Below are 8191 nucleotides of genomic sequence, written 5' to 3' on the forward strand. Positions count from 1 at the left end.
TGATAACAATGATTTTTATGTTGCTCCAATTGCCATGGGAAAGCCATCAAGCAACGATCTTATAAGAAGTGTAGGTAAAATAATTAATCCTAAAAGTATTTTTATAACTGATAGTTTATATTCATACAAAACTTTGTCTTCCTATTGTAAGCTTAATCATATAACCATTCCAAAAGGAAAACATAGTTTCAAAGGTTTTAACATTCAAAGAATAAATAGTATTCACAGCAATATAAAAAGATTTATCTCTGTCTATAGAGGAGTTTCAACTAAATACTTAGCTAATTATTTATCCTTATTTAAATATATTTTTGATGAAATTCAGGAATATCCGTTATTTATACAGGGTAAACATCCTTATAAAATCAAGAATTTTAAAGGTCGTCCACCTATATTTGAATAGCTAGTTTTATTTATCACTTTATTTCATAATTGAGCCAAATATAATACTCTTCATTTGTATTCATATATTTTTCTGGTGAGGCTAAAAGTTCTGACATTGGAATATTTACTGCTGTTTTTAGAGTGCCAGTTTTATATTCAAAAGTTTCTCTTATATCTATTAGATTTATTTTTCCTAATAAATCATCAATATCATTAACATCTATACTCTTTACATTACCTTCACTCATCTTTTCTTCCTCCTTTGTAAAAACTTTTTCTTTCATTTTTAATTATATACCTAATCTAATTAAAAATACAGTAAAAAGCACATAAACCACTGTACCTTTTACTGTATTTTTTACTGAATAGTTTTAAACTCATATCCATGAGACTTTAAATATTTAATTATATCTGGAAGAGCTTCTGCTGTTGCTTCTTTACCATAAGTATCATGCATAAGAATTACTGCTTTTTCTCTATTTCCTATAGTTTTAACAGCTTCTTCATAAAGCTGTTCAGCATTTTTAGATCCACCTTCTGCATCTCCTGAAAGTGCATTCCAATCAATTTGATGCCAGTCATTTGCATGCATTTCCTTATTTACTTCTTGAGCATTAGCATAGTCATTCTTTTCCCAGCTATAGTATCCTCCTGGAAATCTTAAGGCTCTTACCTTATAATCACTTCCTAGAACGCCTTGTATAGCATCTTGTGTCTTTTGGAAATCAGACATACAATTTTGAGGATTTATACGTCCTCCTGGGAATAAATAATCATAATCATGAGTATAAGAATGAATTCCTACTGTATTACCTTGTTCATATTCCTCTTTTACTAATTCCTTGTCAGCTTCAACGTTTTTTCCAACAACAAAAAATGTAGCATGAACCCCTTCTTCTTTAAGTATGTCCAAAATCTTAGGTGTAACAGTTGTAGATGGTCCATCATCAAAAGTTAAATAAACTACTTTTTTACCATCTGCTCCATCAGGCATTTCACCTTTTACTTGTTGCCCTATATACTTTTCAAGGTAAGCAGAATCTTCTACTTCTGTGTTACTAGATTTAGTTGCATCATTATTAGCATTATTAGAACTATTATTACTTTTGTTATCCTCAGTTTGCACCATAGTATTTTCTTCAGTATTTTCTTCTGTTTCATTAGTAACTCCAGATTCAACGACCTTCTTTTGGACTAATTTGTTTGCTGCAAAAACTCCTCCTGAAACTGCTAATAGTAACATAACAGCTATCAATATTACAGCTTTTTTATTAAATTTACTGTTACTCAATTCTCTTCTCTCCCATTTATTTAATATTTTTTTAATTTCATTAACATTCTCATTATAACAGTAATCTAACTATTGCAAAAATACTTTAAAAATATGTCTTATATATTTTATAAATATACATATGCTATATATTTAATGGATAATTAATTTAGAAGCTTTTTTATTCCCCCTGCAACTATACTTAAACATAATGCTGCCACAGCTACCTTTACCAATACTTTTAAAAATACAAATGCTGTTGATAAAAGAGTAGTTACTATTACAAAGGCTACACATATCCATATTAATTTAGCGATTAATTTGTATGTGGTTTTTATCCCTGTAATAATACCTATAAGAACCAAAATTCCAATTAATGTAATCATTACTTTCACCTCTTAAAATTACTTTCACAATACATATTACTATTATTACCATTATTTTAACAGTACCTATTCAAAAAAATGAATATTTATTTTCACATTCACCTCTACTATATATATTATGTTAACATAAAAAAATTACAGTTTTGTAAAATTTACTTTCTCACACATAAAAAGATGATTCCTACTAATTATAGGAATCATCCTTTAAGTCTCTTATTCTTTTTATATTGCTTTATTTTACACCAGCAGATGCTTGTACTATATTTGGAACATTCTTAACTGAATCTAATGTATATCCATATCCAAAAGACTTATTTGAGAAATAAGTTCCAGTAGCTGAATTTCCTGTTGTTTGATTATAGTAATTATCTCTTTCATAGAATGAATATTTATCAGTTGCTTTATCAAGGCCAATTTGATTACTTTGGTTAGTTTTATAGAAGTAATTTCCTTCTGAATAAATTACACTTCCGCTTCCAATTTGATTAGCATTGTATTGCTTTTGTGAAGATCCTACTGAATTTTGACCATCAGGAGTAGTGCTGTTATCAAAGTAATTGTTATATAAATGTACATAACCTCTCATAAGTGGACGACCCTTCATATTTGGACCAAACCAGTTATGATGCATAGTTACTCGAAGTTTATGTCCACCATATTCATAAGAATCATTAGCGTTAGCTCCAATAACTATTGCAAGTCTTTCAGAAGCTAAATCTTGATATTTACCAACCCAGTTCCATAATGGATTTGGATTCATTTTAAGCCACTCATTTGTAAAATAGAAATGACAGTATGAAACTGTTACTCTATCTGATTTTAAAGCAATACTCATTAAATCATCACTCATATTAAACATTGTACAATGATCTATTAAGCAGTTTGTTATACGTCTAAGAGAAACCCCTTCGTAATTAGTTCCACTTCCTCCTGGAACTATTTCTTTTCCTGAAAGTCTTTGTAAATCAGATATTTTACCTCTAAAATTTATATTCTTAACAACTATATTGCTTATATTAACATCATTTGCTAGCATTTCACCATCGAACTTTAATTGAATATTTTCTAAAGTTGCATTAGTTCCTGGCTTACCTTCTATAGTTGTATTATTCCATCCTGTATCTGCAAAAGTAAATGTTTTAAGTGCTGGACCACCATAAATATGTCCTGAAATTACAATATGATGTTTTCTTTGTTTAAAAGCATTTTCTAATTGCTGTAGATTAGTTACTGTTACTGCACTTTCTGTAGATCCTGTTGCTGTGGAGAATCCTCCTGTTTGAACTGCTGCATATACTGTTTTTGGTTTATCAATTATACTGCCTGCTGTAAAAACTGCAGCTACCATTAAAGTTCCAGCTATTATTTTATTTACAATACTTTTTTTACCCATAATATCATCTTCTTTCATTTTATGTAATCGGTATCAATTAACTTGTATACATTATATCAGATTTATCCAATTTTGACAATTTTCTTTTTAATTAGTTATTTTCTTAAAAAACAACAAGTATATAAAACGTATTCAAAAAAATACAATTTATTCTATCTAATATAAAATTAAATTTTATATTATTTTTGCTAAAACAAAAAGATGGTTTTATTATACTTTTTAGTATAAAGACCATCTTTTTCTGCTATGCAATAAATTTTAAAGTATATCCTCTGATTTTATTCTAAGAATATCTCTTTTATCTTCAATATTTTCTTTAATAACCCTATTTGCCTGCCTCATCTTTATATCTTCAAATATCTTTCTAACAAGACGTCCATTACCAAAATTTCTGTCCCTTTTAAGAATTATTTCATCAAAAACTTTTTGAAGCTTATTATAAGCTTTCTTTGATATACTATAATTCTCACTTAAACATAATCTTAAAAAGATTTCTAATAATTCTTCTTTATTATAATCCTGGAATTCAACATTAAACTTTATTCTGCTTTCAAGGCCTGGGTTAACATCTAAAAGATTCTTCATTTCTTTAGTGTATCCAGCCATAATTACAACAAACTTATCTCTATTATCTTCCATTTCTTTAATAAGAGTAGCTATAGCTTCCTTTCCAAAGTCATTAGCAGTTTTACCATCAAGACTGTAGGCTTCATCAATAAATAATACTCCTCCATATGCCTCTTTTATCTTTTCTAAGGTTTTAGGTCCAGTTTGTCCAACATATTCACCTACAAGATCGCTTCTAGTTACTTCCACCATCTGTCCCTTTTTTAAGATTCCCATAGCCTTTAAAAGCTTAGCTACAATTCTTGCAACTGTAGTTTTTCCTGTTCCAGGGCTTCCTGAGAAAATCATGTTAAGAGACATATCACTAGTTTCTATTCCCATTTGCTCCTTTTTATGATTAAGCTCTAAGCTATTTAGAATTCCTTTAATAATGTACTTAACTTCAGTAAGACCTACAAGAGAATCTAATTCTTCTTCTAATTCCTTTATATCATCTCTTGCTGTAAAGCTTAAGTCTACTCCAAAATCTTCAGAATTTAAAGTTGTAAGTTCCTCTTTAGAACATACTTTATCCCCTGTTCTAAAGGCCTTTTCTCTTACTGCATCTTCAAGTATATTTCTTGCACTTCTAGCATTAGCAAAGTTTTCATCAATCATTAGTGTACTAATTTTCTTAATAAAAGATTCCTTTCCATCTTTAGTTAAAGTATAGTCCTCTTTACCTGCCATATTTTCTACAATTGTTAAAAGCTCTTTATCTGTATAATCTTCAAACATTATCTTTAGATTAATTCTACTTTCAAGGCCTGGATTAAGCTTCATTAAATTTCTCATTTCATTAGTGTATCCAGCTAAAATAACAGTAAACTTTCCTCTACTATCTTCCATAGCTTTAAGAAGAGTTTCTATAGCTTCTTTTCCATAATCATTGCTATCTTTTCCTCCTTTAGCTAAAGTATAGGCTTCATCTATAAACAAAATTCCACCCATTGCCCTATCTATAGCCTTTTTAGTAAGCTTTGCAGTTTCTCCAACAAACTTTCCAACAATATCACTTCTATCAACCTCTATAAGCTGCCCCTTATCTAGGATACTAAGATAATAAAAAATATCTCCAATAAGTCTAGCTACAGTAGTCTTACCTGTGCCAGGGTTTCCAAGGAATAGAAAATGATAAGATTTTTCTATATCTTTATGAATTTCAAGGATCTTTTCTCTATTTTTTTCATACTTAACAAGCTGAACAATTTTATTTACTTCATTTTTTACATTTTCAAGACCTGTTAAGGAATTTAATTTTTCTAAGGCCTCTTCAAGAGATTCTGTTTCTCTCTTTTCCTCTTTGCGCTCTTCTCTTCTTTTTTGTAATATTCCTTTTTTCTCTTCTTTTACTTCTTCTAAAGCTTCAGTTTTTTCATTATTATCTACAGCTATCTCTTCTTTTTTATCCTCTTTGATTTTTAGATTTTCATTAAGTATATTATTAGTTTCTTTTATATCTACAACATCTATTATTTTATTTATTTTATCTATAACGGGATTAATAAAATCATCTTTAATTAGCTTATCAGTGCTAATATCTTCATACTCTATGGAAGGTACTTTATCTAAAATATAAGTAGTTTCTTCACTCACAAATTTTTCATATATATTACTAACATATTCTGAAGTTTTAATAGCAGCATAACCATCATGACAATTAAGTATTGCTTTTTTACATTCCCTTAAACACTCTGAATAATTATTATCACAATACAAAACTTTAATTATGTCTAGATTTAAGTTATCATCATCCCCAAATTCTTTAGCTCTATATAACAATTCTAAAGTTTCTGTGCTATCTGCACCTATAACTATATAGATATCACTAATAAGTCTTAAAGCTCTATAATTTTTATCATCTATTTCAATAGCCTCTACTGCAAAGGCTAAAGATTCTTCATAATTTTTATGAAGATATTCAATTCTACCAAGAACAATAACAGCATCAATGTCATATTTATCTAATTGATAAGCTTTATAAGCATAGCTATAGGAACTTTCAATATCATTAATACCTAAAAAATACATACTTATAAGGCTAAAATATTCTCTTTTATCCTTATCAAGAATCACAGCCTTTTTAAAGCTTTCCTGTGCCTTTATATATTCTTTTGCATTAACATATATAACTGATAATAAATAATATAATCCTGGATGAGCTGGAAAACATTCAATTGATTTTTCAAGTAGTAACGTGCATTCACTAAAGTTTTTATAATCACCGTAACTCATTATTTCTTTTTTTATTTTATTAAACTGTGTATTATCAAAAAGATTTACATACTCCATCATCTTACTATTCATTGCTCCCTTTATGAATTATTTCCCCATATTATTAAATTATACCAAACATTTATATAACAAAGTACAGTATATATTAAATTAACCTTAATTTTCAATAGAAAAATTTAAATTACATAATATGTATCATTTGTTACAGCTTTTCTTGTATTAAATGTTATAAAATACAATTAAAATAATAATTATACATAAAAGGAGGCTTTTTATATGAGTTGCGGATGCGGAACACATGAGAAAGATGGTAAAGCTATAGTAGATAAGGTTAGAGAAATAGGAAAAGCTAATGAAAAACTTACTTCTCCTCACAATATTACTTGTTCTTGCGGAGAAACTTTTAAGATGATAACTCTTGTAGATAAATGCCCTAAATGTGGCATGACATATGGAGTAACTCCATGTACTCAGGAAGATATAAACAAAGTAAAACCTGCTGAAATAAATTATTAGTAAAAAAGACTGCCTTAAAAAATGCGGCAGTCTTTTTACTGTACTTAGGACTAATCAATTTCAAAAAATCCTTCTATAAAAATGAAAATACATATATAATGGTCTTTACTAAATAAATGTTGGTGAAATTTAAGAAGTTATATTCACATGGATATAATGTAGACTTTTTATATGATTTAACTGAAAAATAAAAAGTATAATTATATCTTAATTAATATCAAGTAAATATAACAACATTTATTTATGAAAGATTATCATGTTGAATAACACAAAATATATTGAGTATCATTAGTAATAAGGCTTGCAAGTATCTAAACAAGCCATCTTAATTTTAACTTATTTAATATTCTTTATAGCAGGACTATCTATAAGTTTCCCTTCATAAGTGAATCTTGAGCCATGACAAGGACAATCCCATGTAAGCTCATCTGGATTCCATGCAAGTTCACAACCCAAATGAGAACACTTAGTTGAAACAACATGTATTTCTCCATTTTCATCTTTATATACCCCAGCTTTTTTACCTTCATACTCAATAACTCCACCATGACCTTTTTTAAGATGCTGCACTTGAATAGCTGGAATATACATTTTTTCTGCAATAAAGTTAACTGAAGTTTCAGCCATATCCTTTCCAATATTCTTTATGGATGAAGATAAATCAAATCTTGAAGGTGAAAATATATGATAGAATTTATTTTCTTTTCCCATTATCATATCTGAAACTATCATTGCTGATACCATGGAGCTAGTCATTCCCCATTTATTAAAACCTGTTTCAACATATATATTAGGTGTTTTTTTAGAATACTGTCCTATGTAAGGTATTCCATCAATAGTCTTGCAATCTTGAGCAGACCATTCATACTTAACTTTACCTTCAGGAAATATGTCTTTAGCAGCCTTTTTAAGTCTTTCATAACTGCCACCTGTCTTATTTTCACCTGTTCTTTGACCTTCTCCACCAAACAAAATTAAATTCTTATAGCTTCTAAAAGAATATCCATTTTTATCATAATCTATATACATACCATCTATAGGTTTAACATTTTCAAGGGCAAGTACATAAGATCTTTCCTGATGCATTTTCAAAAAATAAAAACCCGGCATATTCATAATTGGATAATATGTAGCTACTACAATATGTTCTGCTTCTATTTTTCCCTTATCTGTAAGTACAAAATTATCTTTAATTTCTATAGCTTTAGTATTTTCATAAATAACTAAATCCTCAGCTATATTATGAAGAAATTTTAATGGGTTAAACTGTGCCTGATTATTAAATTTTACTGCTGCTACTCGAAATATGGACAAATATACCCATATTGAGATTCTTCCTTATTCAACGTGTCCTATTTGGTAGTGAATAAATCACATACTACTTTAGTTTGATATAACACT

The 8191-nt window shown here is 28.4% G+C and carries 6 protein-coding genes and 2 pseudogenes; 2 read left to right on the top strand and 6 right to left on the bottom strand.

Features of this window, described 5'->3' with window-relative positions:
- Positions 1-403, top strand: a 403-nt coding sequence (locus BM384_RS13320) for a transposase (protein WP_139232119.1), incomplete at its 5' end; no start/stop codon positions are given.
- Between the two features lie 37 nt (positions 404-440).
- Here BM384_RS13320 and BM384_RS13325 read toward each other — a convergent pair.
- The 5 genes and pseudogenes from BM384_RS13325 to BM384_RS13345 form a co-directional block, all read right to left on the bottom strand.
- Positions 441-632, bottom strand: a pseudogene (locus tag BM384_RS13325) (rhodanese-like domain-containing protein); the annotation flags it as partial.
- 110 nt (positions 633-742) lie between these two features.
- Entirely contained in the window at positions 743-1675 is a 933-nt protein-coding gene (locus BM384_RS13330; RefSeq protein WP_242946036.1) for a polysaccharide deacetylase family protein, read from the bottom strand.
- 143 nt (positions 1676-1818) lie between these two features.
- The gene (locus BM384_RS13335; RefSeq protein WP_090014339.1) at positions 1819-2040 is read right to left on the bottom strand and encodes a hypothetical protein; all 222 of its coding nucleotides are present in this window, start codon (positions 2038-2040) and stop codon (positions 1819-1821) included.
- A gap of 232 nt (positions 2041-2272) precedes the next feature.
- Positions 2273-3433: a pectate lyase family protein gene (locus BM384_RS13340; protein WP_207650725.1), complete on the bottom strand. Its 1161-nt coding sequence runs from the start codon at positions 3431-3433 to the stop codon at positions 2273-2275.
- A 258-nt stretch (positions 3434-3691) separates the two neighbouring features.
- Entirely contained in the window at positions 3692-6346 is a 2655-nt protein-coding gene (locus tag BM384_RS13345) for an AAA family ATPase (RefSeq protein WP_242946037.1), read from the bottom strand.
- 204 nt (positions 6347-6550) lie between these two features.
- On the opposite strand from BM384_RS13345, the gene BM384_RS13350 reads away from it, so the two are divergent.
- Positions 6551-6790 (top strand): hypothetical protein, encoded by a 240-nt coding sequence (locus BM384_RS13350; RefSeq protein ID WP_090014342.1) that lies wholly within the window; start codon positions 6551-6553, stop codon positions 6788-6790.
- A 336-nt stretch (positions 6791-7126) separates the two neighbouring features.
- Here BM384_RS13350 and BM384_RS13355 read toward each other — a convergent pair.
- Positions 7127-8095 (bottom strand): annotated as a pseudogene (locus tag BM384_RS13355) (FAD-dependent oxidoreductase); the annotation flags it as partial.
- Positions 8096-8191 lie beyond the last annotated feature (96 nt).

Origin of the sequence: Clostridium sp. DSM 8431 (assembly GCF_900116755.1) — a bacterium.
Classification (GTDB): Bacteria; Bacillota; Clostridia; order Clostridiales; family Clostridiaceae; genus Clostridium.